This window comes from Blastococcus sp. SYSU D00868, assembly GCF_054050575.1.
Genome location: NZ_JBJGZO010000023.1, coordinates 17143 through 42594, shown reverse-complemented (window position 1 = coordinate 42594; position 25452 = coordinate 17143). Strand labels below are relative to the sequence as shown.

Below are 25452 nucleotides of genomic sequence, written 5' to 3'. Positions count from 1 at the left end.
CTCGATGACCGAGGCCGTCGACGCGCTCGTGGCGCGGATGGAGGACCTGCTCGCGCCGATGGAGGCCGCCGGCGACCCGGCGCGCCACTTCCTCGGCACCTACCTGCGCACCACGCGGGCGGTCGGCGCGGCCATCGACGCCGGGGCGTTCGAGGACCCGGCGTGGGTCAGCGCCTGGGACGTCGACTTCGCCGGGCTCTACCTCGACGCGCTCGAGGCGCACCGCCGCGACCCCGCGACCGCGCCCGAGCCGTGGCGGCAGGCGTTCGGCACCCGCGCCGGCGCGCGCCCGGAGGCCCACGTGCTGCTCGGGATGAACGCGCACATCAACTGCGACCTGCCGCAGTCGCTGGTCCGGGTCATCCCGCCCGAGGAGTTCGCCGACCCCGCGCTGCTGGCGAGCCGGGAGCGCGACCACGAGCGGATCGACGCCGTCCTCGCCGGGCGGGTCGCCGCCGAGGACCTCGCGCTGCAGGCCGCCGGCAGCCGCCGCACGCTGGTCGACCGGCTGGCCGTCGGGCTCAACCGCGGCGCCGCGCGGGTGCTGCTGCGCGAGTCGCGGCGCAAGGTGTGGGCCAACGCGACCGCGCTGCACGCCGCCCGGCTGCGCGGCCCGCAGGCCCTGGCGGCCCGGGTCGCCGAGCTGGAGGCGCTGAGCGCGGCCCGGGTCGCCGACCTGCGCCGTCCCGGGCCGGTGCTGCTGCGCCTGGCGGTGTCCGGCTTCGGCGTCAGCCTCCCGCCGGGCTGACCGCTGCCGGCGCGGCCGGCCACGCGGCGATGCCCGCGTGCAGCCGGGCCCGCGTGGCCGCCGGCGCGAACGAGGCGTCGACCGCGGCGCGGGCCAGGTCGGCCAGGACGGCGTCGTCCCACCCGAAGGCCCTGCGCACCGCCGCGTACTCGCCGAGCAGGGCTGTCAGATCTCGCCGAGCCGGCTCAGTCGTGGAAGACCTCGATCGAGGCGCCCATCTCGACCAGCCGCTCGTAGAGGTGCTCGTAGCCGCGGGCGATGATGTCGACGTTGCGCAGCACCGACGTCCCCTTGGCCGCGAGCATGCCGAGCAGCAGGCAGACCGCGGGGCGCAGCGCCGGCGGGCAGACGACCTCCGCCCCGCGCCAGCGGGTGGGGCCGGAGACGAGCACCCGGTGCGGGTCCATCAGCCGGACGTCGGCGCCCAGGCGGGTCAGGTCGGACAGGTGGATGGCCCGGTTGTCGTAGACCCAGTCGTGGATCAGCGTCGAGCCCTCCGCGGCGGCCGCGATCACCGCGAAGAAGGGCAGGTGGTCGATGTTCAGCCCGGGGAAGGGCATCGGGTGGATCTTGTCGATCGGCGCCCGCAGGTCCGAGGGGTGGATCGTGACGTCGGCGAGCCGGGTGTGGCCGTTGGCCGCCCGGTACTCCGGCGACAGCGTGTAGCGCAGCCCCATCTCGGCGAGGACGGCGAGCTCGATCTCGAGGAACTCGACCGGCGCGCGGCGGACGGTGAGCTCCGAGCGGGTGACGATCCCGGCGGTGAGCAGGCTCATCGCCTCGACCGGGTCCTCGCTGATCGTGTAGTCGACGTCGGCGTCGAGCACCGGGCGGCCGCGGACGACGAGCGTCGTCGTCCCGAGGCCCTGGATCTCCACGCCGAGCAGCTGCAGGTACAGGACCAGGTCCTGGACCATGTAGTTCGAGCTGGCGTTGCGGATGGTCGTCGTGCCGTCGGTGCGCGCGGCGGCCAGCAGCGCGTTCTCGGTGACGGTGTCGCCGCGCTCGGTCAGCACGATGGTGCGGTCGGCGGTGCCGGCCGCCGTCACCGTGGCGTGGTACTCCCCGGCGTGCGCCTCCACCTCGAGCCCGAAGCGGCGCAGCGCGATCATGTGCGGCTCGACGGTCCGGGTGCCGAGGTCGCAGCCCCCGGCGTAGGGCAGCTGGAAGGTCTGGGCGCGGTGCAGCAGCGGCCCGAGGAACATGATGATGCTGCGGGTCCGGCGGGCGGCGTCGGCGTCGATGCCGGCCAGGTCCAGCTCGTCGGGGACGACCAGGGTGAGGTCGTGGCCGGCGGCGTCCCACACCGCGGAGACGCCGATGGACCGCAGCACGTCGAGGATCCGCTCCACCTCGACGATGCGGGCGACGTTGCGCAGCGTGGTGCGGCCGCGGTTGAGCAGGGCGGCGCACAGCAGCGCGACCGCGGCGTTCTTCGAGGACTTCACCGTCGCGCTGCCCTGCAGCGGGGTGCCGCCGGTGACCCGCAGGTGGGTCGGGCCGGTCGGGCCCAGGGTGATGAGCTCGCTGTCCAGCGCCTCGGAGAGCCGGCCCAGCAGCTCGAGGGTCAGGTTCTGCCCGCCCTGCTCGATGCGCGCGATCGCGCTCTGGCTGGTGCCCAGCCGCTCGGCCAGCTGGGCCTGGGTGAGGCCGCGGTGGCGCCGGGCGTCGCGGACCAGGGTCCCGACGCGGCGCATGGCGATGTCGAGGGGGAGCTCGGTGACCGTCACCCGGCCACGCTATCTCGCATGTGAGATAGCGCCGCGGCGGCGCGCCGGTGTACCGGACGGAACGGTCCGGCCAGACTGGCGCCGTGGACGTTCTCGTGACCGGGGCCACCGGACGGCTCGGCCCCTCCCTGGTGCAGGCGCTGCAGGACGGCGGGGACCGGCTGCGGCTGATGTCCCGCCGCGGCACCGGCCCCGGCGGCGTGCGCGGCGACCTCGCCACCGGCTTCGACCTGCCGCAGGCCGTGGCCGGCGCCGAGGTCGTCGTGCACGCGGCCACCGATCCGCGCAAGGCCTGGGAGGTCGACGTCGCCGGGACCCGCCGCCTGGTGCAGGCCGTCGACCGCGACCGCCTGCGGCACGTGGTGTTGGTGTCGTGCGTCGGCGTCGACCGGATCCCCTACGGCTACTACCGCGCCAAGTACGCCGCCGAGCAGGTGCTGCTCGCCTCGGGCCTGCCGGTGACCCTGGTGCGCGTCACCCCGTTCCACGGCTACGTCGACGAGTTGCTCGCCGGCGCCCGCAAGGGCCCGGTCCTGCCGGTGCCCATGGGCTGGCGGGTGCAGCCGGTCGACGTGGCCGACGTGGCCGGGTTCCTGGCGCGGGTGGCCCGGCAGGCCCCGACCGGCGGCGTCGTCGAGTACGGCGGGCCGGAGGAGCTGGCGGTGGCCGACATCGCCCGGGCGTGGGCCGCCGCCCGCGAACCCGGCGCGCACGTGGTCTCCACGCCCGTCCCCGGCCGGCTCAGCAGCGCCTTCCGGGACGGCGCGGCCCTGCCCGGCGGCGGCGAGCGCGGACGGCGGAGCTACGCCGACCACCTGCGCGGCTGACGGGGCACGCGGCGTCCGGGAACCGCCAGAGGGGTGTCCGGGCCGCCGTCTAGGGTCCGCGTCGTGCCAGGTCCCGCGGCGTCGGCCGCCCGTGCGTCCGCCGTCCCCGCCGCCGTCGTCGTCACGGTGTTCGCCTGGGCGTCGGCGTTCGTCGGCATCCGGGCCGTGGGGGAGGACCTCTCGCCCGGCGCGCTGGCGCTGGGCCGGCTGCTGGTCGGTACCGCCGTCCTCGCGCTGCTCGCCCTCGGCCGTGGCTGGGTGCGGCCGACCCGCCGCGAGTGGGGGCTGCTCGCCGTGTGCGGGGTCGGCTGGTTCGCCGTCTACAACGTGGCCCTCAACGCCGCCGAGCAGCACCTGGACGCCGGGACGACGTCGCTGCTGGCCAACGTCGGGCCCATCCTCATCGCCGTCTTCGCCGGGCTGTGGCTGGGCGAGGGGTTCCCGCGCTGGCTGCTGGCCGGCATCGCGGTCGCCTTCGCCGGGGTGCTGCTGATCGGGCTGTCCACCGGCAGCGGCGACGCCGACGTCGTCGGGGTGCTGTTCTGCCTGGTCGCGGCGGTCGGCTACGCGATCGGTGTGGTCGCGCAGAAAGTCGTGCTCCGCCGGCTGCCGGCGCTGCAGGTCACGCTGACCGCCTGCGCGATCGGGGCGGTGTGCTGCCTGCCGTGGGCGGGGGTGCTGGCCGGGGAGGTCACCGAGGCGCCGGTGTCCTCGGTGCTGGGCATGGTCTACCTCGGCGCGGTGCCGACGGCGATCGCGTTCAGCACCTGGGCCTACGCGCTGGCCCGCACCGACGCCGGCCGGCTGGGCGTGACCACCTACCTCGTGCCGCCGCTGGTCATCGGCTTCGCCTGGGTGCTGCTCGACGAGGTCCCGCCGGTGCTCGCCGTCGTCGGCGGCGTGGTGTGCCTGGCGGGTGTCGCCGTCTCCCGGCGCCGGGACCGGCGGCCCCCCGCGGTCGCGCCGCAGGAGGCCGCCGTCCCGGGGTGATCCCGGCGGGGCTCAGTCCTCCCGGCCGTGCGGCACGACGAGCACGGGCCGGTGGGCGCAGTGCAGCACCTCGCGGGCGACGCTGCCCAGCAGCAGCTCACGGCCGGTCGAGTGGCCGCGGCTGCCCACGGCCAGCACGCCGGCGCCGCGCTCGGCGGCGAACTGGGCCAGCGCGGCGGCGGTCGCCCGCTCGCTGCCCGGCCGGCCGTGCCGGGAGACGGTGATCAGCTCGGCGCCGTCGGGCGCCGTGGGGCCGGGGCCCTCCCCGGGCTCCTCCACGGCCACCAGCAGCCGCTCGCGGCCGGGGAACAGCCGGGTGACGGCCTCGGCGGTCCGCGCCGCCGCGGCCGACCCGTCGGTGCCGACGACGACCGGGCCGGACGCGGCCGCCGTCCACTCGACCGTGGTCAGCGGGTGGGGCACGACGAGTACCGGCACGGGGCTCACGTGCACGACCAGCTCCGAGACGCTGCCCAGCGCCGCCTTGAGCCCGGCCAGCCCCCGCGAGCCGACGACGACCAGGTCCATGCCCTTCTCCTCGGCGGTGCGCGCGAACTGGTACCCGTCGCCGCCGAAGGCGCGCAGCACCAGCGGCTCGGCGTCCCAGCCGGCCGCCCGGGCGAGCGCGACGCCGTTGCCGGCCAGCCGCTCGGCCTCGGCGCGGCCCTCCTGCTCGAGCAGCTCGCCGAGCTGCTCGAGGCCGGCGGCCCGGCCGGCCAGCCGCTGGCGCAGCGCCGGTGAGGTGAACGGCGGCTCCCACAGGTGCACGACCGTCGCCGTGGCGGAGGGGACCAGGCGCGCGGCCGCCTCGATGGCGGCCACCGCGCTCGGCGACCCGTCGTAGCCGACCAGCACCCGCAGCGTTCCCGGAGTCGTCATGGCGACATCCTCGCCGGTCGCCCGCACCCCGCGCGCGATGCCCCCCTGTGACGCCCCCCGCGAGGGGGTGCTCCTCAGAGGTAGGCGCGCGGGTCGACTGCGGGCGGGAGCTCGCCCGGCACGATCCGCCGCCCGGTGACCTCCTGCGGGATGAGCCGCAGCCAGTGGCCGTGCTCGCCGGGCGCCCACGGCTGCACGCCGGAGGCCACGGTGCGGGCGACGAGGTCCGCGCGGTGCTGCTCGCCGACCTCCTCGGCCAGCGCCCGCACCAGCACGCTCCACCCGCTGCGGGTGCGCCGGTCGACCTCGTCCACCTCGAAGGCGACGTTGGTGTGCTGCGCGGCGGCGAGCTTGCTGCCGGGCTGGGTGCGGATGACGATCGTCGTCCCGTCCATGGCGTAGTTGACCGGCACGATCATCGGGAAGTGCTCGGCGTTGACGCCCAGCCGGCCGAACTCGTGGCCGGCGAGCAGGCGGTAGCACTCGTCGACGGGGATGACGTGCATCGTCGCGGCGGACTCGTCGGCGCTCATGGGGTCATCCTGGCCGCGGCCGGGGGAGTGCCGCGACCGGCCGCTCAGGCGTCGCGCTGCCGCCGCGGGGTCGCCCAGGGGTCGTCGGGGTCGAAGTCGTCGGTGTCGCCGTCGGAGTCGGCGCCGCTGTCGGCGCGGCCGGCGGCGTGGCTGTCGGCGTCCGGCGCGCGCCCCTCGCCGACGGCGCGGGCCGCGGCGGCCGCCGCGGCCGCCTCGAGGGCGTCGTCGCGCTCCCGGGCCCGGCGGGCGCGCTCGGCGCGCTCGCGCTCCCGCTCCGCCCGCCGGCCGGTCGGTTCCCCGCCGTCGGCCGCGGGCCGGTCGGGGCGGTCGACCAGGCGCAGCAGGCCCGCGGCCGTGATCGCCAGGCCGATGGGCAGCGGGTAGGCCGCGGCGCGCTCGGTGCCGCCCTCGCCGAGGTAGCCGGTGACCGCGGCCAGGGAGAAGACGGTCATGGCGGTGGCGACGAGGCCGAGCAGCGCGAGCGCCGTCCCCAGCGCCTCCGAGCGGGCCCGCACCGAGTAGGCCAGGCCGACGAGCCCGATCCCGCCGCCGAGCAGGAAGAGGGCAACGCCGAACCGGTGCCAGGTCTCGTCGTCGCCGAGGGGGAGCAGGCCGACGATCACCACCCCGGCCGCGGCGGCGGCCAGCATCGCGGTCGCCACCTGGGCGCCGCGGCCGCGCAGCGCCGGCCGCAGCAGGACGAGCCCGCCGACGATCAGCAGCCCCTGGACCACGAACGAGGCGTTCATCAGCACACGGCCGGGGGAGACCGACGAGCCGAGCAGGCTGATGGTGTCGTCGACGCGCGAGTAACCGAGCTCGTACTGCGCCTGGACGACGGTCTCGACGACGAAGAACTGCAGGGTCAGCAGCCAGAGGAGGGCGCCGAGGCGCAGCCGGGCGGGTGTCACGCCGCCCATGGTCCCAGCCCCGGCCGGGCGGACGGCGGGAGCGCCAGCCGCGCCCGGACGACGGCGAGCTGTGCCGTGGACAGCCACGACGGGTTGCTGCCGGCCGGCATCCGCAGCACCTCCGCGCCGGAGGCGACGGGGTCGGCGAGCAGGTCGGCGCGCGGGACCGGCTCGGCCAGCAGCGTCAGGTCGAGCGCGACCTCGGGGCCGCCGGCGTCCTCGGTGACCTCGCCGGCCACGACGCCCACCGCGTGCACGCCCGGCGCGGTCCGGCCGCTCACCCACAGCAGGCAGGCCTGGCCGGGTCGCAGGAGGTCCAGCCGGTAGGAGCGGCGCAGGCACCGCGGGAGCCGGCGGGTCTCCCCGGCCGACCAGCCGGGCGCGAGCTCGCCGGGCGCGCGGCTGCTCTTGACCACCCAGCAGGCCACGTCGCCGGGCGAGAGGCGGGTCACCCGCCCAGCCAACCAGGCGGCCCCGGCCGCGGGGGACGATGGGGCCCGTGCCCGCCGCCGTCCCCGCACCCGGTCCCCGGGCCGCGGCGGCACCGGCCGGCGGGTTGCCGGAGGGGCACCGCGCCGGGTCGCGCGGCCAGCGCCGGGCGTCGCTCGCGGTCTTCCTCGCCGGGCTCGCCGTCTTCGCGATGCTCTACGAGCCGCAGGTGCTCCTCCCGGAGCTCACCCGCTCGTTCGGGGTGACCCCGGGCGCCGCCACGCTGGCGGTCTCGATCTCCACCGCCGGGCTGGCCCTGGGCCTGCTGGTGCTCGGGCCGCTGTCGGACCGGCGCGGCCGCACCACCATCCTGCGGGCCAGCCTCGCCGTCTCGGTGGCGCTCGCCGGGGTGCTGGCGGTCGTGCCGAGCTGGGAGTTGCTGCTCGTCGTCCGGGCGCTGCAGGGGTTCGCGCTCGCCGGGCTGCCGGCCGTGGGCGTCGCCTACCTGCGGGAGGAGCTGCACGCGTCGGTCGCCTCGCGGGGCATCAGCCTGTACGTCGGCGGCACGGCCATCGGCGGGCTGTCCGGCCGGGTGCTCGGCGGGCTGCTCGCCGACCTGGGCGGCTGGCGGACGACGATGGCCGGCATCGCGGTGCTCTCGGCCGCCTGCGCCGCCGCGGTGTGGGTGCTGCTGCCGCCGTCCCGCCGGTTCCGGCCGGTGCCGCGCACCGGGCGGCCGGTCCGGCAGCTGGCCGCGGCCTTCACCGACCCGGTGCTGGTGGGCCTGTACGCGGTGGCGGCGCTGCTGATGGGCGGGTTCGTGGCGGTCTACAACGCCGCGACCTTCCGGCTGGAGGACCCGCCGTACGCGCTGGCCCCGTCGGTCGCCGGGCTGGTCTTCCTCGCCTACCTGCTGGGCTCGGCCAGCTCGCCGGCCGCGGGCGCGCTGGCCGACCGGTGGAGCCCGCGGCTGGTGGTCCCGCTCGCCGCGGTCGTGATGCTCGGCGGGGTGCTGCTGACCCTGGCCGCGCCGCTGGCCCTGTTCGTCGTCGGGCTCTGCGTGCTCACGACGGGGTTCTTCGCCGCGCACGGGGTGGCCAGCTCGTGGGTGGCGACCCGCGCCGCCTACGGGGAGCGGGCGGTCGGCCAGGCCGCCTCGCTGTACTCGTTCTGGTACTACGTCGGCTCGTCGGTCGGCGGCACGCTGGCCGGGCGGGCCTGGTCGACCGGCGGGTGGCCGGCGGTGGTGTGGCTGGCCGGCGGGACGAGCGCCGCCGCGGTGGTGCTGACCGCGGTCCTGGGGCGCACCCGGGCGCTCGTCCCGCCGCCCGACCCCGCCGCCGGGGCCGGGCGCGAGCCCTAGTCGGTCGCGGAGTGGATCTGGTCGCCGGCCGGGTCCGCGTCGTCGGAGCCGACGGCCTGCCGCTCCTGCTCGGTGCGGTGCTGCAGTGCGTCGTCGTTGGGTCGGTCGTACCCGCCGGCGTGCTGGCTGCGGTCGCGCGGCGCCGACTCCTGGGTGTCCATGACGTCGTCGAGCGTCGGCTCGTCGGGCGTGCTCATGTCAGTCCTCCGCTCTCTCTGGTGGTGTCCGCTCCGGCCATAGCCCGGTGCCGCCCGCGGTAACCCCCGCAGCGGGGCGGCCGTCGTCTCAGCGCTGCTCGAGCGCCGCCGCGGGCAGCCAGGCCTCCATCAGCACCGAGCCCGCCGGCCCGGCGACGGTGAACGCCACCCGGCCGTGCCAGCCGTCGTCGGTCTGCCGCCACTCCACGAGCAGCCCCGGCCACACGCCGGGCGCCCCGGGCGGGTCGTGCACCCAGCAGTGCCGCCCCCGCCCGTCGGCCCGGCGGGTCACCGGCGGCGGGGCGGGCAGGTCCCGGACGTCGGGCGGCGGGGCGGGCGCCGCGGCCGCGGCCGCCTGGGGGAACGGGGCGTCCCAGTCCTCCTCCGCGGAGGGGACGCCGGACCGCGCCGCGCGCTCCCCGAGCGAGCGACCCGAACGCCCCCGCTGCATGCCCCCGGCCACGGGGAGAGTCTGGCACGGTGGTCGAACACGTGTTCGGTCGACACGGCGGTCGGCTGCCCCGTCGTGGGGCGCCCGGGTGCACGGGGGAGACGACGGACGCTCCGCCGGTGCCCCCGGGGGGTGGGCACCCGCCGAGCGTCCGGGAGGGGTGGGGTCCGGCCGTCAGGCGACGGGCGCGATCCGGCCCTCGCCGCCGACGGGGTAGTCCGCCGCGGTCACCACGCCGCCGAGGTCCTCGACCAGGTAGCGCTCGAAGGCCTCCTGGTAGGTGACCGGCAGGACCGCGAAGTCGACCCCGTCGAAGGGGTAGCCGTCCCCGCCACGCAGCAGGAAGTCGATCGTGGCGACCGAGATCGTCTCCAGCGCGCCGGTGGGGACGCCGTCCTCGACCAGGACGGTGCCGTCGTCGAGCACCAGGTCCACGATCCGCGAGCCGGTCGGCCGCGCCGGGTCGTAGCTCACCCGGTAGCCCGCCGCCTGGGCGAACGAGCCCGCGGGCTGGAGAACGCCGTCCACGACGGCGGCCGAGAGCCCGTGCTCGACGCCCGCGATGAAGGTGGCCACCGGCATCTCCGGGGCGACGGCGACGAAGTTGGCGAACGGCAGCACCGTGTAGGTGTCCAGCGCGGAGATCGTGCCGGCCGGCAGGACGGAGGCGTTGCGGATGCCGCCGCCGTTCTGCAGCGCCACGACGGGCGCCGCCACGCCCGCGGCCTCGGCCTCCCGCTGCCCGGCCGCCAGCAGGGCGTCGGTGGCGAGGTCGCCGAGGTTGGTCTCCCGGCTGCGGACGTCGTTGCGGATGCCGTTCAGCGGCACCTCGGAGGTGGCGACGACGGTCTGCTCCAGCGCCTGGGTGTAGGCCTGCACCGGCTGCACCACCTGGGCGTTGACCGCGGCGTCGGGCTGGACGGCGTCCGGGCCCTGCGCGGCCACGGGGATGGGGCGGGAGGCGGCCTCGTCGACCGTCAGCACCTCGCCCTCGTCGTCGAAGTTCACGACCAGCCGGCCGACGTAGGTGTAGAGCGCGTTCGTGGTGACGACCGGGACGATCTCGCCCTCGGCGTCCCGCGGCGTCAGCGGGTAGGGGCCGTAGGGCGTGACGCCGTTGGCGACCAGCGGGTCGCCGTCCGAGGCCAGGAGCTCGTGACCGCCGCCGCCGACGATCACGTCCACGCCGGAGAGCTGTCCGGCGAGGGCGACCTCGTTGTCGATGTCCTGCAGGTGCGAGACGAGGACGACCTTGTCGACCCCCGCCGCCTCGTACGCCGCGGCCTGCCGGTTCGCGATGGCGGCGAGGTCGGGGTCGACCGTCACGCCGCGGGAGCTGGTCAGCCGCGGGAGCTCGGGCGTGGTCAGGCCGATGACGCCGACCTGCTCGCCGCGGATCCGCTCCACGTGGCTGGTCACGATCGTGCCGTCCTCGACCCGGGCCAGCAGCGCGGGCTCGGCCGCGAAGCCCAGGTTGCCCGAGACGAACGTCGTCCCCTCGACGTCCTCGAGCCACTGCGCGAGGAACTCCGGGCCGAGGTCGAAGTCGTGGTTGCCGAGGATCGAGACGTCGAACCCGGCGGCGGTGAACGCGGTCGCGTCGTAGATCGGCTGCCCGCTGTCCTCGCTGGCGGCCAGCTGGGCGCCGGGCAGGAAGTTGTCGCCGGCGGAGATCGTGAGGACGCCGCGCTTGCCGGCCTGGCCCTGGCCGGGAGCGCCGGTGACGGCGGCGTGCTGCTGCTGCTGGACCAGCTCGACGAAGCGGTCGACGCCGCCGTAGGTGCCGCCGTCCGTGCCGGTGACCGGCAGCAGGGAGGACTCGAGGTCGTTGGCGTGCAGGATCGTCAGCGTGAAGTCCGGCCGGGCGGCGCCGGGGGACTCCGCCGGGGGCTTCGCGGAGGCGGTGCCGGCGAGGGCGCCGGTGGTGAGGGTCGCGGCGGCGACCGTGAGGACCACGGTGCCGCGGCGCAGTGCGCGGGAAGGCATGACGCTCCGGGTGTCGGGGGCTGAGCGTTACGGACGGTTCCGGGCCAATATGACCACGACGTGACGGCGTCATGAGTCTTGGGTGACCATTGTGATCACGCAAGGTCACCCCTCGTCACCTTCGGTTCATGTCGTGACCTTACGGTCTGAGTCGTTCCGTCGTCCCTCGGAAGGACAGCCCGTGCCCGTACCCCCGAGCTGCCGGCGCTCCCCGGCCCGCCGCACCGCCCTCGCCTCGACGGCCGCGGCGGCTGCGGTCGCCGCCGCCGTGGCGGCTCCCACGGCGGCCTCGGCCGCCCCGCCGGCCGCCCCGTACCTGGCCGAGATCCACTACGACAACGCGGGCACCGACGCCGGCGAGTTCGTCGAGGTCCACCTCCCGCCCGGCACCACCTCCGCCGGCCTGTCCGTCATCCTCTACAACGGCGGGACGCCGTACGACACCGATCCCGTCCCCACGGTCACCGCGCCGGCAGACGCCCCGGCCGCCGCGGTGGTCGCGTACGCGGCGAACGGCATCCAGAACGGCCCGGTGGACGGCGTCGCCCTCGTCCGGGGCACCGAGGTGCTGGAGTTCCTGTCCTACGAGGGCGTCGTCACCGCCACCGGCGGCTCGGCCGCCGGGCTGACCAGCACCGACATCGGTGTGAGCGAGACCGGCAGCGAGCCGCCCGGGCAGTCGCTGTCCCGCACGTACGACGCCGCGGCGGACGCCCTGGTGTGGTCCGGCCCCGCCGCCGCGACGCCGGGCACGGTGGGCCCGGCGGCACCCGGCGGCGAGGAGCCGCCGCCCGGCGGGGCGCTGTGCGACGCCGAGCCGACCCACGAGGTCGGGGCGGTCCAGGGCAGCGGCGCGGCCACCCCGCTCGGGGGCCGGGAGGTGACGGTGTCCGGGGTCGTCGTCGCCGATCTCGAGGGCTTCGACGGCTTCCACCTGCAGGACCCCGACGGCGACGGCGCGGCGGCCACCTCGGACGGTGTCTTCGTGTTCAGCCCCGACGCCGCGGTCGACCTCGGCGACACGGTCACCGTCCGCGGCGTGGCGAGCGACCGGTTCGGGCAGACACAGGTGTCGGCGGGGGCCGCGGTCGCCGTCTGCGCCGAGGGCAGCGCCGCCGACCTGCCGGAGGCCGCGGCGCTGGACCTGCCGGCCGACGACGCGGCCCGCGAGCGGCTCGAGGGCATGCTCGTCGCACCGGTCGACCCCCTGACCGTCAGCGAGGTCTTCGACCTGACGAGCTTCGGCGAGCTCACCCTCTCCGCGGGCGGGCTGCTCGTGCAGCCGACGGAGCTCGCCCGGCCGGGCACCGCGGAGGCCGCGGCGATCGCCGAGGCCAACCGGCTGCGGCGGATCGTCCTGGACGACGGCGTCAGCGCGCGGGTCGGCACGACGACCGCCCCGTACCTCTCGCCGGCCACCCCGGTGCGGGTCGGCGACGAGCTCACCTTCACCGAGCCGCTGGTGCTCGGCTACGGCTTCGACCAGTGGCGGCTGCAGCCGGCCGACGGGACGGCGGACGGCGTGTTCGCCCCGCAGGACACCCGGCCGGAGGCCCCCGAGGGCGTGGGCGGCGACCTGCAGGTCGGCGCGTTCAACGTGCTCAACTACTTCCTGACCACGAGCGGACCAGACGCCCGCGGCGCCCGCAGCCCGGAGCAGCGGGAGCTGCAGGCCGGCAAGATCGTCCCGGCGATCCTCGCCCTGGACGCCGAGGTCGTCACGCTGATGGAGGTCGAGGACACCGACTCCACCGGGTACAGCGCGGGCGACGCGGACCAGGCGCTGGCCGACCTGGTGGACCGGCTGAACGCCGCGACCGGCGGCGGGCAGCAGTGGGCCTACGTGCCGCTGCCCGCCGAGCTGTACGCCGTGGACCGCGACGTCATCCGCAACGGCATCGTCTACCGCGCCGACGTCGTCCAGCCCGTGGGGGCCCCGGTCGGCCACGTGGACGAGGCGGCGTTCGACAACGCGCGGGAGCCGGTCGCGCAGACCTTCGCCGCCGACGGCGACACGTTCACCGTGGTCGCCAACCACCTGAAGTCCAAGAGCCCCGGCGCCCCGACCGGTGACGACGTCGACGCCGGCGACGGACAGGGGGAGTGGAACGGCGACCGGGTGCGGCAGGCGCGATCGCTGGCGGGCTTCGTGCAGCGGCTGCGCGAGCAGACCGGTGATCCCGACGTGCTGCTGATGGGCGACTTCAACGCCTACACGCGGGAGGACCCGATCGAGGTGCTGCGGGCGGCCGGCCTCACCGACCTCGGCGAGCGGCTGGACCCGGGCCGGTACAGCTACGTGTTCGACGACATGTCCGGTTCGCTGGACCACGCGCTGGCCACCGCGGAGCTGACCGGCAAGGTCACCGACCTGACCCACTGGAACGTCAACGCGGTCGAGTCCTTCGCCTACCAGTACTACGGCGACCCGGATCTGTACGCGGCCGACCCGTACCGGTCCAGCGACCACGACCCGCTCGTCCTCGGCATCGACCTCGAGGAGCGTTGCCAGGGCCTGCTGCCCACGATCGTCGGCACCGACGGCGACGACACGCTGCGCGGCAGCAACGGGGTCGACGTGATCATGGGCCTGGGCGGGGACGACACGATCGTCGGCGGCACCGGCGACGACGTGGTGTGCGGTGGCCGCGGGGACGATGTCCTGAGCGGGGAGAACGGCGCCGACGCGCTCTCCGGCGGGTTCGGCGACGACCGGCTCGCCGGCGGCAACGGCGACGACCGGCTGGTCGGCGGCCCGGACGACGACGTCCTGGACCAGGGCCGGGGCGCCGGCACCACCGAGCAGGCCGGCGCCGAGTCCTGACCGCCCCCTGACCGCTCCCGGCGCGGGCACCGGCTCCCCGGTGCCCGCGCCGGACCGGCGTCAGGCGGGCTTCGCGGCGCCGTCGGCCAGCGTGCGGGCCACGGTCTGCAGCAGCTCGTGCCGCGGCAGGTCGTCCACGAGCACCGGCAGCGGCAGCGACCAGTTGGGGCGGTCGGTGGTGCCGGGCATGTTGGGTCGGCGCTCGTCGGCGACGGCGTCCTCCAGCGTGGCCGACAGCAGCAGCGACGGCGCGGAGGCCAGCGCCTCGTGCGCCGTCCGCACCGCGGCCTCCGGCGTCGCCTTCCGCTTCACGCCGCGCAGCCGGCCCAGCAGCTCGGTGCGGCCGCGCTCGAGCTCCTCGTCGGTGCCCGTGCCGTGCTCGCGCTGCTCGGCGAGGTCGGCGCCGGTCCACAGGCCCGCCACGGTGGGCAGGTCGTGGGTGGTGATCGCGGCCATGGCCTCGGCCGGCCAGTCCGCCGGGTCGTCGTCCTCGAACCACAGCAGCCGGTAGCTGAGCACGCCGTGCTCGGCCATCGCCTCGCGCACGCCCTCCTCGACGGTGCCGAGGTCCTCGCCGACGACCAGCGCCTGCGCGCGGTGGCTCTCCAGCGCGACGATCCCCAGCAGGTCCTCGGCGGGGTAGCGGACGTACGCGCCGTCCGCGGCGCTGCCGTCGGCCGGCACCCACCACAGCCGGAACAACCCCATCACGTGGTCGATGCGCAGGCCGCCGGCGCCGGCCATGGTGGCCCGGATCGACTGGACGAACGGCTCGTAGTCCGCGGCCCGCAGGCGCCAGGGCACCAGCGGCGGGGAGCCCCAGTCCTGGCCCTGGGAGTTGAAGGCGTCCGGCGGGGCGCCGACGCTGGCCCCCTGCGCCAGCACGTCCTGCCAGGTCCAGGCGTCGGCGCCGCCGCCGGCCACGCCGATGGGCAGGTCCTGGATGACCGTCATGCCCTCGGTGGCCCGCTCCAGCTGCAGGTGCAGCGCCCACTGCAGCCAGGCGTGGAAGGCGACGTCGCGCTCGTGCTCGGCGACGAACCGGCCGACGTCCTCGCTGCGCGGGTCGCGCAGCCCCGCCGGCCAGGTGTGCCAGTCGGGGCCGTGCTCGTCGGCGATCGCGCACCAGGTCGACCAGTCCTGCAGCTTCTGCCCCTGGTGCCACCACCAGTCGGGGAACGCCGGGTCGTCGCGGCCGGTCGCGTCGAACACCCGGCGCAGGACGGCGCGCTTGCGGGCCCAGATCGCGTCGCGGTCGATCAGCTCGGCGTCGGAGAGGGCGCGGCCGGCGTCCTCGTCGAGGTCGACGGCCTCCGCGCCGGGGACCTCGGGCACCCGCAGGTAAATCGGGTTGCGGAAGCGGCGGGTGGCCGGCAGGTAGGGGCTGGCCTCCTGCTGCGGCGTCGGCGCGACGGCGTGCAGCGGGTTGATCAGGACGAACCCCGCCCCCTGCTCCGCGGCCATCTCCCGGATCGCGCGCAGGTCGGCCAGGTCGCCGATGCCCCAGCTGCCGCGGCTGCGGGCGGCGTACAGCTGCACCGCCCAGCCCCAGGTCCGCTCGGGCAGCCAGCACCGGCCGGGCGTCACGATCAGCCGCCGCCGGTGCCCGCCGGGGACCTGCAGCCAGTGGTAGCCGAGCGGGAAGTCGTCGTCGAGCTCGCCGTCGACGGTGCGGGTGGAGCCGTCCTCGAGGGTCACCTCGGCCTCGTCGACCTCGAGCGCGTCGCCGGGGCGGGCCACGATCGGGGCGCGGTCCTCCAGGTCCTCGGGTGGCGTGCCGATCACCTCCCGCAGCCGGTCGATGGTGGCCTGCTCGACCTGGTGCTCCTCGTCGAGGGCGTCGAGCCAGCTGGCGTCGATGCCCCACTCGTCGGTCGTCGGGGTGCGCGTCACGCCCCCGATACTCCCCAGCGCCCCCGGCCTCCGCAGCGCAAGCCGGGCGTGGTGCCGGTCTCCTCCCGGCGCGACACCCGCCGTCGTCCCGCCGGCGGACGGGCCCGCGGCCTGGCCGACGGCCGGGTCGGGCCGCGCACCGGGAGGTGGCGACCGACGCCGCGCGGGTGGCCGACCTGGTCGCCGCGGTGCTCACCCCTTGAGGTGAGCGCACCCCGCTGGGGCTCGGGCGGTGGGCCCGCGCTGCCGAAGGGGAGGGGTGACGCTCCCGACGGAAGGCCGACCCGTGGACCCCGCTCCCCCCCGACCCGACCGCCCCCGCGACCCCGCCGTCCCGGTGGCGTGGGGTGCCGCGGCGGTGCTCGCGGGTGCGCAGGGCGTCGTCGCGGCCGGGACCGCGGGGCCCGGCGCCGTCCTGGCCCACCTCGCCCTGGCGCTGGGGACCGCCGCCGCCGCGGGGACCGCCGCCGCCCGCTCGGCGCGGGCCCGGCAGCGGCGCAGCGAGGCCGAGCTGGCCGCGCTGGCGTTCTCCGACGGGCTGACGGGGCTGGCCAACCGGGCGCTGTTCACCGACCGGCTCGAGCAGGGGCTGCGCCGCACCGCGCGCAGCGGGGGAGAGGTCGCCGTCGTCTTCCTGGACCTGGACGGCTTCAAGAACGTCAACGACAGCCTGGGCCACCAGGCCGGGGACCAGCTCATCCAGCGCGTCGCCGCGATCCTGCAGGGGGCGGTGCGCACCGAGGACACGCTGGCCCGGCTCGGCGGTGACGAGTTCGCGATCCTGGTCGAGCACGGGGCCGGGCAGAGCGTCCCCGAGGCCACGCGGATCGCCGAGCGCGTGCTCGCCGCGCTCGAGGAGCAGGTCGACCTCGACGGCCGCCGGGTCGCCGTCTCGGCCAGCATCGGCATCGCCACCGGGGACAACTCCCTGGGGGAGGTCACCGCCACGGCGGACTCGCTGCTGCGCGACGCCGACAACGCCATGTACTGGGCCAAGGGCGCCGGCCGGGGCCGCTACGTCGTCTTCGACCCGCAGATGCGCTCGGCCGCCGCCGAGCGGCTGCGGCTGGAGCAGGACCTGTGGGCCGCGCTGCCCGGCGAGCAGTTCCGGCTGGTCTACCAGCCGGTCGTGGACCTGGGCAGCGAACGGGTGGTCGGGTTCGAGGCGCTGATCCGCTGGGACCACCCGTCGCTCGGCGTCGTCCTGCCCGAGCGGTTCCTGCCGGTGGCCGAGGACATCGGCCTGATCGGGGACGTCGGCCGGTGGGTGCTGCGGGAGGCCTGCACCGCCGCGGCGCGGTGGCAGCGGGAGCACCCGCAGGCGGGCGGGCTGTCGATGGCCGTGAACGTCTCGCCGTCGCAGCTGGCGTCGCCGGGGTTGGTGGAGGCGGTCGCCGACGCGCTGGCGGACAGCGGGCTGGCACCGTCGTCCCTGGTGCTGGAGCTGACCGAGTCGGTGCTGGTCCGCGACCCGGTGCTGGCCGCCGAGCGGCTGCGCGAGCTGCGGGCGCTGGGGGTGAAGCTGGCCCTGGACGACTTCGGCACCGGCTACTCGTCGCTGTCGCACCTGCGCCAGTTCGCCGTCGACATCCTCAAGATCGACCGGTCGTTCGTCAGCACCATCGACGACGCCGAGGCCCTGCCGGCCATCCTGCGCGGGCTGATCAACCTCGGGCACACACTGGACCTGGAGATCGTCGCCGAGGGGATCGAGCAGGAGCGGCAGCGCACCCACCTGCGCGACGGCCGCGTCGGGCTGGCGCAGGGCTTCCTCTTCGCCGCGCCGCTGGAGTCCACCGACGCGGAGCTGCTGCTGCTCGGCCAGTCGGGCGGGACGCCGCCGGCCGGGGACGGCGTGCCCGCACCGCGGCGCAGCGGCACCGGCGCCGCCGGCCGGGACGCCGCCCCGGCCTGAGCCGCCCTGGGCCGAGGCGTTGGCCCGACAGCGGCCGTGACCGGCCTCAGGACGGCCGGTCACGGGACACCGCCCTCTGGTCGCGCGCGGAACCCGACCTGTCCGGTGGCCGGGCCCCCGCCGGTCGGGTAGGCACGGCCGCATGCCGGTCATCGGGTTCCACAACTCGCACGAGCAGGTCCACCCGCGCGAGCTCCTGGTCGCGGTCCAGCACGCGGAGGAGGTCGGCTTCACCGCGGCCATGTGCTCGGACCACCTCACGCCCTGGAACCCGCGCCAGGGCGAGTCGGGGTTCGCCTGGTCGTGGCTGGGCGCCGCGATGGCGACCACGAGCCTGCCCTTCGGGGCGGTCAACGCCCCCGGCCAGCGCTACCACCCGGTCATCGTCGCCCAGGCGATCGCCACCCTCGGCGCCATGTTCCCGGGCCGGTTCTGGGTGGCGCTGGGCAGCGGCGAGGCGATGAACGAGCACGTCACCGGCGACCCCTGGCCGCGCAAGGAGCTGCGCGACGCCCGGCTGCGCGAGTGCGTCGACGTCATCCGGGCGCTGCTGGCCGGCGAGGAGGTCAGCCACGACGGCCTGGTCCGCGTGGACCGGGCGAAGGTCTACACGCTCGCCGACCCGCAGCCGGCCCTCATCTGCCCGGCGGTCAGCGTCGAGACCGCCCGCCGCGGGGCCGACTGGGCCGACGGGCTGGTCACCATCAACCAGCCGCACGACAAGCTGCGGCAGATGATCGCCGCCTACCGGGACGCCGGCGGCCGCGGCAAGCTCGTCCTGCAGGTGCACGTCTCCTGGGACCCCGACCCCGACCGGGCCCTCGGCATCGCCCACGACCAGTGGCGCAGCAACGTCTTCCCGCCGCCGCTGTGCTGGGACCTCGACAGCCCCGAGGCCTTCGAGCAGGCCAGCGCGCACGTCACGCCCCAGGGCGTCACCGACGCCGTCAAGGTGTCGGCCGACCTCGACCAGCACGCCGCCTGGCTCGCCGATTACCTCGACCTCGGCTTCGAGGAGATCTACCTGCACCACGTCGGCAAGGAGCAGACGGCGTTCCTCGACGCCTTCGGCGCGCACGTGCTGCCCCAGCTCGGCGTCACCGCGCCGGCCCCGGTGCAGGCGATCGACCCGCCCGGCCCGGACGGTCCCTGGCGGCCGCGGCAGGATCCGGTCCGGTCCTCGATGGCCTGACCGCCCGGCGTCCGCTGCCGGCGGACGCCCTCGCCGGCCGCACGACCGTCATCCCCAGCTGATCGACCGCCCGGAGGGCGGCGCGGACAGGGCGGGCGACGACGCGGGGCCCGCCGCTCGGCTGGCGGACCCGCGCGTCCCCGGCCAGGGTCGGCAGCAACCCCGAGCCCGAGGGAGCCCACGCATGCGGATCACCGACACGAGCGACCTCTGGTGGAAGACCGCGGTCGTCTACTGCCTGGACGTCGAGACCTACATGGACTGGGACGGCGACGGCTGCGGCGACTTCGCCGGCCTGGCCCAGCGGATCGACCACCTGGCCGACCTCGGCGTCACCTGCCTGTGGCTGATGCCCTTCTACCCGACCGCCGAGCGCGACGACGGCTACGACATCACCGACTTCTACGGCGTCGACCCGCGGCTGGGCACCCACGGCGACCTGGTCGAGTTCGTCCGCACCGCCAACGACCGCGGCATGCGTGTGATCGTCGACCTCGTCGTCAACCACACCTCGAGCCGGCACCCGTGGTTCGAGCAGGGACGGCAGGCCCGCGACGCGCCGTTCCACGACTTCTACGTCTGGCGCGACGACGAGCCGCCGGACACCTCCGACCAGGTCGTCTTCCCCGACCAGGAGGACTCGATCTGGACGCGCAACGAGCCGACGGGGGAGTGGTACCTGCACCGCTTCTACAAGGAGCAGCCCGACCTCGACGTGACCAACCCGCGGGTCCGCGACGAGGTCGCCAAGGTGATGGGCTTCTGGTTACAGCTCGGCCTCGACGGCTTCCGGGTGGACGCCGTGCCCTTCTTCCTCGAGACCCAGGGCGGCGCCGACGCCGAGGGCTTCGCCGATCCCCACGCCTACCTGCAGGCGCTGCGCAAGGTGGTCAACCGGCGCACCGGCAGCGGCGTCCTGCTCGGCGAGGTGAACCTGCCGCACGAGGAGCAGGCGCGGTTCCTCGGCGGCACCGAGGGCGACGAGCTCACGATGGCCTTCGACTTCATCGCCATGCAGGCCATGTACCTGTCCCTGGCCCGCGCCGACGCCGGCCCGCTCACGCGGGCGCTGACCGGCCGTCCCGCCGTCCACCCGGACAGCCAGTGGGCCACGTTCGTGCGCAACCACGACGAGCTGACCCTCGACAAGCTGAGCGAGGACGAGCGCAAGGAGGTCTTCGCCGCCTTCGGCCCCGAGGAGCGGATGCAGGTCTACGGCCGTGGCCTGCGCCGGCGGCTGCCGCCGATGCTGGACGGCGACCCCCGGCGGATCCGCATGGTCTACAGCCTGCTGTTCAGCCTCCCCGGCACCCCGGTGCTCTTCTACGGCGAGGAGATCGGCATGGGGGAGGACCTGGACGCCGAAGGGCGCCTCGCCGTCCGCACGCCGATGCAGTGGACCGCCGGGCACAACGGCGGCTTCTCGACCGCCGACCCCGACCGGCTGCCCGGCCCCGTGGTGACCGGCGGCTTCGCGCCCGAGTTCGTCAACGTCGCCGACCAGCGGCGCGACCCCGACTCGCTGCTGTCGTTCACGAAGCTGCTCATCCGGCGCTACCGCGAGTGCCCGGAGCTCGGGTGGGGCGAGTTCGCGGTCCTCGACCAGCCGCATCCGGAGGTGCTGGCGCACACCTGCACCTGGGACGACGGCACGCTCGTCGCCCTGCACAACCTGGGCGCCGAGCCGCGCACGGTGCCCCTGGTGCTGGCCGGCTGCGACTCCACCCACCGGCTGGAGGACCTGCTGGTCACGCAGTCGACGGCGATCGCCGACGACGGCTCCGTCGAGCTCACCCTCGACGGCTACGGCTACCGCTGGCTGCGCGTCGTCGCCCAGGAGAGCCGCCGCCTGCTCTGACCCGGTCCGGCGGGGCGGCGGTGGCCGGCCACGGTGCTGAGCACGAAGACCCGGCCGTCGTGCACCCACACCTGCTGGGCGCACTCCGGCGGCCCGGCCAGCGCCTCCTCCATCGCCGGGCCGGTGACCGCGACCGGGTCGACGCTGGTGTGCACCCGCTCCGGCCCGGCGGCCAGGCCCGTGCCCGCGCACTTCAGCGCCGCCTCCTTCAGCGTCCAGGCGCGCAGGAACAGCCCGGACAGCTCGGTGGCCGGCGCCGCCAGCAGCCGGGCGGTCTCGGTCGGCGTCAGCGCCGGCCCGAGCACCGGCTGCCCGTCGAGCTGCTCGAGGTCCACCCCGACGGCCCGCGAGTGCGCCAGCGCGGCCACCACGACCCCGTCGGCGTGCGCGACGCTGACCTCCGGCCCGTCGGCCACGACCGGCCGGTCGGTGGCGGTGCGCTCGATCCGCCACTCGGACGGCGCGCGGGAGGGGTCGTCGGCGCTGAGCAGCAGCCGCAGCAGCGCGCGGCCGGCGAGGTAGGAGTCGCGCCGGCGCGGCGCGGTCATCGCCGCGGCGGCCGCCCGCTCCTCCGGGCTCAGCAGCGCCAGCAGCTCCGGCAGCCGCCGGCGGCAGGCCTCGACGGTGGCGACCTCCAGCCGCACGCCCGGCGGCGGCGGCCCCGGGACCGGGCCGGCCCGCACGGCGTCGAGCAGCTCCCGGACCGGGGCGGCCGCCGGCAGCGGCCGGGCCGGGTTGCCGGCCCACCGCTCGCCGGCGCCCACCTCCTCGCCCTTCATCAGGAACGAGTCGGCCTCGATCACGGCGCCGGCGCCCACCGTCGTCCCGTAGTGCACGTAGGCGCCGACGCCGAGGGTCGCCCCGGCCCCGACCGTCACGACGTCGGACTTGAAGACGCCGTCCTCCAGGGAGTGGCTCTGCAGGGTGGTGTCCTGGTTGAGCGTCACGTCGTCGCCGATGGCCACCAGGTTCCGCTCGGTCAGCCAGGCGCCGTCGTCGAACACCCGCCGGCCGATCCGCACCCGCAGCATCCGCCAGACCAGCGGCTTGAACGGCGTCCCCGTGTACATCTGCACGAAGACCATGCCGGCGACCTTCCAGTACCGCTCGTGCGCCCAGAACTCCCGGTCGTAGATCGAGCAGAGCAGCGGGCGGCGGGGCCGGAAGCAGCGGTCGACCAGGGTGAAGTACGCGGTGGAGAAGACGACCACGCCGAGCAGGCCCAGCCACACGACCTCCACGCCGTGCCGGCCGTGGTGGTCGAGGGTCACGACGGTGATCAGCGTGGTGGCGACGAAGTACACCCACCGGACCAGCAGGAACAGCAGCGCCGTGACGGTGTTGTGCCGGTTCTTGGCCCGCAGGGCGGCCCGCCGGACGGCGGGGTCGTCGAAGCGGGTGTCGTCGTGGTCGCGCTCCACCGAGCGCGGGATCTCGAACGGCGGTGACCCGAGCAGCCCGACGTCGTGCCGCACCGGCCCGTCCACCGGCACGTGCACCTTGCTGGCCAGCAGCACGTTGGCGCCGATCCGGCCGTCCGGCGGGATGCTCAGCGCGTTGCCCAGGTAGTTCCGCTCGCCGACCACGGTCTCGCGCAGCCGGAAGGACGTCGCCGAGAACTCGGCGTTCATCATCGAGACGTTGTCCGAGGCCATCGTCCCGGTGCCCACCCGGCACAGCGCGGGCACCTCGTGGACGACGGTCATCCCGAAGTTGGAGCCGGTCTGCTCCAGCCGCCCGAGGTCCCAGCCCAGCGCCCGCAGCCAGTGCGGGATGGCCGAGCTGTCGCCGAACAGGCCGGCGTAGAAGGGCAGGTTGGTGAACCGGACGACGCTGCGCTGCGCCGACCAGCGCCAGCCGTAGAGCCGGAACACCCGGTCCGGCGGCAGCGCCGGCCGCAGCAGCCGGGCCAGTGCGACGACGAGCACCAGGCCGCCGGCCACCGCGCCCCAGAAGAGGGCCGACGCCTGCAGCGCGTGCACGGCGTAGAACCCGGGATCGCCCAGCCCCAGCCGGCCGAGCTCGTCGAACTCCGGCAGCAGGAAGCCCAGCGCGGCGAACAGCAGCGGCGTCCAGATCAGCGTCCCGCCGGCCACCTGCAGGGCGGCGTAGGCCGCCCGCCGCGGCCGCCCGCACCGGGCCGCGGGCACCGGCGACGGCGGCGTCGCCGACGGCTCGGCCGGCGAGCCGAGCCACCGCTGCCCGGGCGGGATGCTCTGCCCGGGGTGCAGCGCGGAGGCGTGCGCCAGCTCCGCGCCGTCGCCGACGGCGGTGCGGATCTCCAGCACCGTCATCTCGCCCACGACCGCCCCCGCGCCGACGGACACCGGGCCCAGCTCGACCACGCCGTCGACCACGCGGTAGCCGTAGAGGTGCGACTCCTTGCGGATCACGGCGCCGGCGCCGATGGTCACCAGGTCGGTGCACACCGGCAGGTGGTTGGTGAGCACCAGGGCGCCGGGGCCGACCCGCGCCCCCATCGCCCGCAGGTTGAGCGCGGCCAGCGGCGAGCCGTGGAACAGCGCCAGCGGGCTGGTGCGCATCAGCGCCTTGACCACCCACAGCCGCAGGTAGCGCAGCCCCCACACCGGGAACCGGTCGCCGGCCCGCCACCGGCCCACCAGCAGCCACTTGGCCGCGATCGGCAGCAGGCACAGGGCCAGGAACGACACGGTGCCGGCGACCGCGGAGCGGGCGTAGGTGTCGAGGGCGCCGTCGGCGGTGGTGATCCACTCGTGCCCGACCACCACGGCGGCGGCCGCGCCGTAGCAGTAGCCCAGGAAGAGCAGCGCCTGCGCCGCCCCGCACGCCACGTGCCGGTACCGGGGCGCCGGCGGCAGCGCGTCCTGGGCGGGGGCGGGCGCCGCGGCGGCCGCGGGGGCACGTCCGGCCAGCGCGCCGGCCAGCTCGCGGACGGTGGGGTGCTGGTAGACGTCCTTGATGCCGACCGTCGGCAGGTCCGGCCGCTCCCGCACCCGCGCGCAGACGTGGGCCAGCAGCAGCGAGTTCGCGCCCAGGTCGTCCAGCAGGTGGCTGGTCACCGACACCGGCCCCGTCTGCAGGACCGCGCCGACGATGCCCGCCAGCTCCCGCTCCAGGTCGGTCTCCGGCGCGACGTGCGGCCCGGAGACCGCCAGGCTGCGCGGGCCGCGCGGCGGCGGCAGGGCCTTCCGGTCGGCCTTGTCGCTGCTCGTCATCGGGATGACCGGCAGCTCCTCGAGGTAGGCCGGGACCATGTAGGCGGGCAGCCGGGCGCGCAGGTGCGCGTAGACGGCGGCCGGGTCGAGCGGGCCGGCGCCCGGGCGGGGCACGACGTAGGCGACCAGCTCCGTGCCGGCCGGCGCCTCGTGCGGGGCCACGACCGCCTGCGCGACGTCGGGCACCTGCAGCAGCACCGACTCGATCTCGGTCAGCTCGATCCGGTAGCCGCGGATCTTGACCTGCAGGTCGATCCGGCCGTGGTACTCGACCTCGCCGTCGACGATCCGGGCGAGGTCGCCGGTGCGGTAGACCAGGCCGGACGGGTTGCCCGGCAGCCCGACCGGGTCGGGCACGAACGCGCGGGCGGTGAGGTCCGGCCGGCCCAGGTAGCCCTGCGCCAGCCCGGTCCCGCCGATCACCAGCTCGCCGAGCGCGCCGGCCGGCAGCGGCGTGTCGCCGTCGGGGTCGAGCACGGCGACGGCGTATCCCGGCAGCGGCCCGCCGAGGGTCACCGGCCGGTCGGGGGCCACCGTCGTCCAGGTGGCGGTCACCGTGGTCTCGGTCGGGCCGTAGACGTTGAGGAACCGGCGGCCCGGCCGGTGCCAGCGAGCGACCAGGTCCTGCGGGCACGCCTCGCCGGAGACCAGGAGGAAGCGCAGCGCGGGCAGGTCGTCGGGGACGGTGGCCAGCAGGGTCGGCACGCAGCACAGCGCGGTCACCCGCCGCGCGGTGAGGAACTCGTGCAGCTCGGCGCCGAGCAGCTGGCCGCCGGGCGGTCGCGGCACCAGCGTGGCGCCGGCCGCCCACGCCACCCAGATCTCCTCCACCGAGAAGTCGAAGGCGATGGTCAGCCCCTGGTAGACGCGGTCGTCCGGGCGGACGCCGTAGACCTCGGCCGCCACCCGCACGAAGTGGCAGATCGCCGAGTGCGGCACCGCCACGCCCTTGGGCCGGCCCGTGGTGCCCGAGGTGTAGACGACGTAGCAGAGCGGGTCGTCGGGGGCGGCCGGGTCCGGGGCGGGGCGGGCCGGGTCCTCGGCGGCCAGCGCGTCGGCGGAGGCGTCGAGGTCGAGGACGGGCACGCCGACGGCGCCCAGGCGGGCCCGGGCCCCCGCCGTCGTCACCACGAGGTCGACCCCGGCGTCCTCGAGCACGTAGCCGATGCGGTCGGCGGGGAAGGCGACGTCCAGCGGCACGTACGCCGCGCCGGCCTTGAGCGCGCCCAGCAGCGCGGTGTAGGTGGCGACCGGGTCGTCGCTGAGCAGGGCGACCCGCGCGCCGGCGCCCACGCCGCGCCGCCGCAGGTGCGCGGCCAGCCGGTTGGCGCGGGCGTCCAGCGCGGCGTAGCTGAGCGTGAGCTCCCCGGCGTCCACGGCCGGTGCGTCCGGCCGCGCGTCGCAGGTCTCCTCGAACACGTGCTCCAGCCGCCGTCCCGGCGCCCAGCGCACGCCGGCGGGCCCGAGGTCCCCGACGAGGACGGCGGGGCCGGCGGTCGCCGGGGCGGGGGAGGGGGCGTCCATGCCGT

The 25452-nt window shown here is 76.2% G+C and carries 19 protein-coding genes; 8 read left to right on the top strand and 11 right to left on the bottom strand.

Annotation, left to right across the window (positions count from 1 at the left end; all coding sequences use genetic code 11):
* Positions 1–4: 4 nt before the first annotated feature.
* Complete coding sequence (locus tag ACI79F_RS17800; RefSeq protein WP_456546713.1) at positions 5–748, top strand: DUF5995 family protein; 744 nt, start codon at positions 5–7, stop codon at positions 746–748.
* On the opposite strand, the gene ACI79F_RS17795 is transcribed toward ACI79F_RS17800, so the two are convergent.
* Positions 729–887, bottom strand: a complete 159-nt coding sequence (locus tag ACI79F_RS17795) for a hypothetical protein (protein ID WP_456546714.1) — start codon at positions 885–887, stop codon at positions 729–731. The genes ACI79F_RS17800 and ACI79F_RS17795 overlap by 20 nt on opposite strands.
* 46 nt (positions 888–933) lie before the next feature.
* Positions 934–2478: a helix-turn-helix domain-containing protein gene (locus tag ACI79F_RS17790; protein WP_456546715.1), complete on the bottom strand. Its 1545-nt coding sequence runs from the start codon at positions 2476–2478 to the stop codon at positions 934–936.
* 83 nt (positions 2479–2561) lie between these two features.
* Here ACI79F_RS17790 and ACI79F_RS17785 point away from each other — a divergent pair, with 83 nt between their 5' ends.
* Entirely contained in the window at positions 2562–3305 is a 744-nt protein-coding gene (locus tag ACI79F_RS17785; protein ID WP_456546716.1) for an SDR family oxidoreductase, read from the top strand.
* 63 nt (positions 3306–3368) lie between these two features.
* Entirely contained in the window at positions 3369–4295 is a 927-nt protein-coding gene (locus tag ACI79F_RS17780) for a DMT family transporter (RefSeq protein ID WP_456546717.1), read from the top strand.
* 12 nt (positions 4296–4307) lie between these two features.
* Here the strand turns inward: ACI79F_RS17780 and ACI79F_RS17775 are convergent, their stop codons facing one another.
* The 4 genes from ACI79F_RS17775 to ACI79F_RS17760 form a co-directional block, all read right to left on the bottom strand.
* Positions 4308–5174 carry a universal stress protein gene (locus ACI79F_RS17775; protein WP_456546718.1) on the bottom strand — a complete coding sequence of 289 codons (867 nt, stop codon included), beginning with the start codon at positions 5172–5174 and terminating at the stop codon, positions 4308–4310.
* A 74-nt stretch (positions 5175–5248) separates the two neighbouring features.
* Positions 5249–5707, bottom strand: coding sequence for a pyridoxamine 5'-phosphate oxidase family protein (locus ACI79F_RS17770; protein WP_456546719.1), 459 nt, complete (start codon positions 5705–5707; stop codon positions 5249–5251).
* A gap of 44 nt (positions 5708–5751) precedes the next feature.
* Positions 5752–6627 (bottom strand): DUF998 domain-containing protein, encoded by an 876-nt coding sequence (locus ACI79F_RS17765; protein ID WP_456546720.1) that lies wholly within the window; start codon positions 6625–6627, stop codon positions 5752–5754.
* Positions 6615–7070, bottom strand: a complete 456-nt coding sequence (locus ACI79F_RS17760) for a hypothetical protein (RefSeq protein ID WP_456546721.1) — start codon at positions 7068–7070, stop codon at positions 6615–6617. The genes ACI79F_RS17765 and ACI79F_RS17760 overlap by 13 nt, the downstream gene beginning before the upstream one ends.
* A 47-nt stretch (positions 7071–7117) precedes the next feature.
* Here ACI79F_RS17760 and ACI79F_RS17755 point away from each other — a divergent pair, with 47 nt between their 5' ends.
* Positions 7118–8410, top strand: a complete 1293-nt coding sequence (locus ACI79F_RS17755) for an MFS transporter (RefSeq protein WP_456546722.1) — start codon at positions 7118–7120, stop codon at positions 8408–8410.
* On the opposite strand, the gene ACI79F_RS17750 is transcribed toward ACI79F_RS17755, so the two are convergent.
* The 3 genes from ACI79F_RS17750 to ACI79F_RS17740 all read right to left on the bottom strand — a co-directional run bounded on the left by ACI79F_RS17750 (position 8407) and on the right by ACI79F_RS17740 (position 11044).
* A complete protein-coding gene (locus tag ACI79F_RS17750) occupies positions 8407–8607 on the bottom strand; it encodes a hypothetical protein (RefSeq protein WP_456546723.1) in 201 nt (66 codons plus the stop codon). The two genes, ACI79F_RS17755 and ACI79F_RS17750, sit on opposite strands and share 4 nt — an antisense overlap.
* Before the next feature lie 88 nt (positions 8608–8695).
* Positions 8696–9070, bottom strand: a complete 375-nt coding sequence (locus ACI79F_RS17745) for a hypothetical protein (protein WP_456546724.1) — start codon at positions 9068–9070, stop codon at positions 8696–8698.
* A gap of 162 nt (positions 9071–9232) precedes the next feature.
* Positions 9233–11044 (bottom strand): bifunctional metallophosphatase/5'-nucleotidase, encoded by a 1812-nt coding sequence (locus tag ACI79F_RS17740; RefSeq protein ID WP_456547460.1) that lies wholly within the window; start codon positions 11042–11044, stop codon positions 9233–9235.
* A gap of 181 nt (positions 11045–11225) precedes the next feature.
* On the opposite strand from ACI79F_RS17740, the gene ACI79F_RS17735 reads away from it, so the two are divergent.
* Positions 11226–13868, top strand: a complete 2643-nt coding sequence (locus ACI79F_RS17735) for an ExeM/NucH family extracellular endonuclease (RefSeq protein ID WP_456547459.1) — start codon at positions 11226–11228, stop codon at positions 13866–13868.
* A 60-nt stretch (positions 13869–13928) separates the two neighbouring features.
* Here ACI79F_RS17735 and malQ read toward each other — a convergent pair whose 3' ends face one another.
* Positions 13929–15566 carry a 4-alpha-glucanotransferase gene (malQ, locus tag ACI79F_RS17730; protein WP_456547462.1) on the bottom strand — a complete coding sequence of 546 codons (1638 nt, stop codon included), beginning with the start codon at positions 15564–15566 and terminating at the stop codon, positions 13929–13931.
* Between the two features lie 481 nt (positions 15567–16047).
* Here malQ and ACI79F_RS17725 point away from each other — a divergent pair, with 481 nt between their 5' ends.
* The 3 genes from ACI79F_RS17725 to ACI79F_RS17715 all read left to right on the top strand — a co-directional run bounded on the left by ACI79F_RS17725 (position 16048) and on the right by ACI79F_RS17715 (position 20726).
* Positions 16048–17676, top strand: a complete 1629-nt coding sequence (locus tag ACI79F_RS17725) for a putative bifunctional diguanylate cyclase/phosphodiesterase (RefSeq protein ID WP_456547458.1) — start codon at positions 16048–16050, stop codon at positions 17674–17676.
* A 142-nt stretch (positions 17677–17818) separates the two neighbouring features.
* A complete protein-coding gene (locus ACI79F_RS17720; RefSeq protein WP_456547457.1) occupies positions 17819–18868 on the top strand; it encodes a TIGR03885 family FMN-dependent LLM class oxidoreductase in 1050 nt (349 codons plus the stop codon).
* A gap of 184 nt (positions 18869–19052) precedes the next feature.
* Positions 19053–20726: an alpha-amylase family protein gene (locus ACI79F_RS17715; protein ID WP_456547456.1), complete on the top strand. Its 1674-nt coding sequence runs from the start codon at positions 19053–19055 to the stop codon at positions 20724–20726.
* Here ACI79F_RS17715 and ACI79F_RS17710 read toward each other — a convergent pair.
* Entirely contained in the window at positions 20678–25447 is a 4770-nt protein-coding gene (locus ACI79F_RS17710) for a Pls/PosA family non-ribosomal peptide synthetase (RefSeq protein ID WP_456547455.1), read from the bottom strand. The two genes, ACI79F_RS17715 and ACI79F_RS17710, sit on opposite strands and share 49 nt — an antisense overlap.
* Positions 25448–25452 lie beyond the last annotated feature (5 nt).

What these genes read in the sequence shown, in the direction of transcription:
- ACI79F_RS17770 (WP_456546719.1), bottom strand. Translation starts at nt 5,707, where the DNA reads ATGAGCGCCGACGAGTCCGCCGCGACGATGCACGTCATCCCCGTCGAC.
- ACI79F_RS17740 (WP_456547460.1), bottom strand. Translation starts at nt 11,044, where the DNA reads ATGCCTTCCCGCGCACTGCGCCGCGGCACCGTGGTCCTCACGGTCGCC.
- ACI79F_RS17750 (WP_456546723.1), bottom strand. Translation starts at nt 8,607, where the DNA reads ATGAGCACGCCCGACGAGCCGACGCTCGACGACGTCATGGACACCCAG.
- ACI79F_RS17715 (WP_456547456.1), top strand. Translation starts at nt 19,053, where the DNA reads ATGCGGATCACCGACACGAGCGACCTCTGGTGGAAGACCGCGGTCGTC.
- ACI79F_RS17720 (WP_456547457.1), top strand. Translation starts at nt 17,819, where the DNA reads ATGCCGGTCATCGGGTTCCACAACTCGCACGAGCAGGTCCACCCGCGC.
- ACI79F_RS17765 (WP_456546720.1), bottom strand. Translation starts at nt 6,627, where the DNA reads ATGGGCGGCGTGACACCCGCCCGGCTGCGCCTCGGCGCCCTCCTCTGG.
- ACI79F_RS17800 (WP_456546713.1), top strand. Translation starts at nt 5, where the DNA reads ATGACCGAGGCCGTCGACGCGCTCGTGGCGCGGATGGAGGACCTGCTC.
- ACI79F_RS17775 (WP_456546718.1), bottom strand. Translation starts at nt 5,174, where the DNA reads ATGACGACTCCGGGAACGCTGCGGGTGCTGGTCGGCTACGACGGGTCG.
- ACI79F_RS17710 (WP_456547455.1), bottom strand. Translation starts at nt 25,447, where the DNA reads ATGGACGCCCCCTCCCCCGCCCCGGCGACCGCCGGCCCCGCCGTCCTC.